The organism is Gulosibacter sediminis, assembly GCF_014904065.1.
In the GTDB taxonomy this organism is placed as follows: domain Bacteria; phylum Actinomycetota; class Actinomycetes; order Actinomycetales; family Microbacteriaceae; genus Gulosibacter; species Gulosibacter sediminis.
On sequence record NZ_JACXJG010000038.1, the window covers coordinates 82 to 2,281 of the forward strand.

4 protein-coding genes and 2 tRNA genes are annotated in these 2,200 nt (G+C 59.5%); 2 read left to right on the forward strand and 4 right to left on the reverse strand.

Translation table 11 applies throughout. The features are described 5' to 3' along the window. Nucleotides 1-24: 24 nt before the first annotated feature. Nucleotides 25-97, reverse strand: a tRNA-Arg gene (locus ID132_RS12795). 70 nt (nt 98-167) lie between these two features. Here ID132_RS12795 and orn point away from each other — a divergent pair. Next, a complete protein-coding gene (gene orn, locus ID132_RS12800) occupies nt 168-806 on the forward strand; it encodes an oligoribonuclease (RefSeq protein WP_125107971.1) in 639 nt (212 codons plus the stop codon). Between the two features lie 42 nt (nt 807-848). After that, nucleotides 849-924 (forward strand) — tRNA-His (locus tag ID132_RS12805). On the opposite strand, the gene ID132_RS12810 is transcribed toward ID132_RS12805, so the two are convergent. From ID132_RS12810 to ID132_RS12820, 3 genes are all read right to left on the reverse strand, one after another. Continuing rightward, nucleotides 917-1,297: a hypothetical protein gene (locus tag ID132_RS12810; protein WP_211198437.1), complete on the reverse strand. Its 381-nt coding sequence runs from the start codon at nt 1,295-1,297 to the stop codon at nt 917-919. The two genes, ID132_RS12805 and ID132_RS12810, sit on opposite strands and share 8 nt — an antisense overlap. An 84-nt stretch (nt 1,298-1,381) precedes the next feature. Continuing rightward, on the reverse strand, nt 1,382-1,525 hold the full coding sequence (locus ID132_RS12815; RefSeq protein WP_164509826.1) for a hypothetical protein: 144 nt from the start codon (nt 1,523-1,525) through the stop codon (nt 1,382-1,384). A gap of 10 nt (nt 1,526-1,535) precedes the next feature. Further along, entirely contained in the window at nt 1,536-1,967 is a 432-nt protein-coding gene (locus tag ID132_RS12820; RefSeq protein WP_206427739.1) for a hypothetical protein, read from the reverse strand. Nucleotides 1,968-2,200: the final 233 nt, after the last annotated feature.

Here is a 2,200-nt window from a genome sequence, read left to right on the forward strand (position 1 = left end):
TGGCGGGACTCCGCCTCCAGGTTGCGCCCCCGGCAGGAATCGAACCTGCGACCAAGAGATTAGAAGGCTCCTGCTCTATCCGCTGAGCTACGGAGGCAACCAGTTCAGTCTAGCGAGTTATGCACATCCGGCTCGGAGATGGCACGCACGGAACTACGATGAACAGCATGAGTGCCTCGAGTGACAAGAATGGCCACATGGTGTGGATCGACTGCGAAATGACGGGGCTCGACATCGGTGTCGACGAGCTCTGCGAAATCGCGGTGTTCGTCACCGACTCCGAGCTCAATGTGCTCGACGCCAAGGGCCTCGACGTCGTGATCAAGCCCTCGCAAGCGGCGATGGACAACATGGGCGAGTTCGTCACGAACATGCACAAGACGTCGGGCCTCGCCGACGAGATCCCGAACGGAGTCACCGTCGAGGAGGCGCAGCGGCAGGTGCTCGCCTACGTGAAGCAATTCGTGCCGGGCGAGCGCACGGCTCCCCTCGCGGGCAACACCATCGGCACCGACCGGATGTTCCTCGCGAAGCAGATGCCCGAGCTCGACAACTACCTGCACTACCGCAACATCGACGTGTCGACGCTCAAGGAGCTCGCCCGCCGCTGGTACCCGCGCATCTACTTCCAGTCACCCGAAAAGCACGGCGGCCACCGCGCGGCGGCCGACATCCTCGAGTCGATCCGTGAGCTGCGGTACTACCGCCAGGCCATGATCGTGTCAGCCCCGGGCCCCGACACCGAGTCACTCAAGCAGGTCTCGAAGAACATCGTCGACGAGTTTTCGCCCCTGCTCGAATCGTGATGTAAGATCGTGTGGTTGCCGCGCGAACGGTGCGGCGACATGGTGGGTATAGCTCAGCTGGTAGAGCGCTTGGTTGTGGTCCAGGAGGTCGCGGGTTCAAGCCCCNTTACTCACCCCAAATGGGAGAGGTTCAAACCCTCGACGAGAGTCTCCACTCTTTGTCCGGTTTGCGCCTCTCCCTTCTTCTTCGCTTCAGCGGACCAGTTCAGAGCGTTCATCTGCTCCTCGGTATCGCAGAGTGAACCGAAAGGGCGCTCGTACTCGACGCGGACATCCCCGTCTTCCTCGATGAAGATCCGGTGGAAGAACGCCTGGTTGCACAGTCGCCGGTTTGCGTCATCAGCACGCTCGTACACGCTGACGATGTTGGCAAGCAGCCCGAGCGAGTCATCGAGGTTTGCCCTTGCTGAAGCATATTCATCGTGGTGCGCTTCGATTCGGTGCTGAATGTCTCCGATCTGATCCGCGATGCGATCCTGCTCCTGCTTCAACAGGTCGATCGGTACCGCACCCGCATAGTGAGCTTGCAACAGCTTCTTCCGTTCGTCATTGAGCCGCTCCCGTTCGCTTGTGAGTCACGAGAGTTCTTTTGTCTCGTTCGCCATGAGCAGGTCGAAGTCTGCGTGGATCTTTCCGGCGAGGTCTTGCCGCATGCCGGGTGACACTTCGATCATCTCGTAGCACTTCTCGATGAGCCGCTCGACATCTTCGATAAGCATGGCTTGCCTTTCAATTGGAAACCGACGACTCGCACAGCGACCGGACCGAATGAAGGGGGCGGCCCAGTTGAACTGGTATCGGACTAATGGAAGGTTCGGAATGCCACGAGATTCGGCCAGCTGCTGACATCGCCGCGTTCAGTCGCTCTTCAGCCTGGTCAATGAACGTTGCGGCCTGGTGAAGCTCGTCTGCTGCTGCCAGTGCGTCTTTGGATCCTGCAGAGTGGACGCCGCTGTCGTCGAAGGCCATAGGTCTGTTGGAAGCGTGAGCAGTGGCGAGCTGGTCGAGCACCTGTCTCAGCGCTCGCACCCCGCCAAGCAGATCACCCACAACGCCATACATGTCCTTCGGATGCTCAAACCGACGGCTCGCATGGGCCAGCCCGCGCAGTGCTTCGTAGGCTTCACCCGCATCGGCACCGGGATCGTAAAACGTAGGCATGATGTCCTCTTCTGCAGGGTAGGTTGCAGAGCAGGTGTGCCTGCCACTCCTAACGCTTGGGGCGTCCTTTCGATACTCTGTGAGAGTGAAGGTAAACAACGAGCTTGAACAACAGATCGCTGTCTTTGGCGAGAGCGGAAGCGGGAAGACGGTCCTGTTGTCCTCCTTCTACGGCGCAACGCAAGAGCCCCAGTACTTGAGTAAAGATATGTGGCTCATCGCAATCGAGGGTG

Excerpts from the sequence above, each read along its gene's own strand:
- orn (WP_125107971.1), top strand. The coding sequence starts at position 168 with ATGAGTGCCTCGAGTGACAAGAATGGCCACATGGTGTGGATCGACTGC.
- ID132_RS12815 (WP_164509826.1), bottom strand. The coding sequence starts at position 1,525 with ATGCTTATCGAAGATGTCGAGCGGCTCATCGAGAAGTGCTACGAGATG.
- ID132_RS12820 (WP_206427739.1), bottom strand. The coding sequence starts at position 1,967 with ATGCCTACGTTTTACGATCCCGGTGCCGATGCGGGTGAAGCCTACGAA.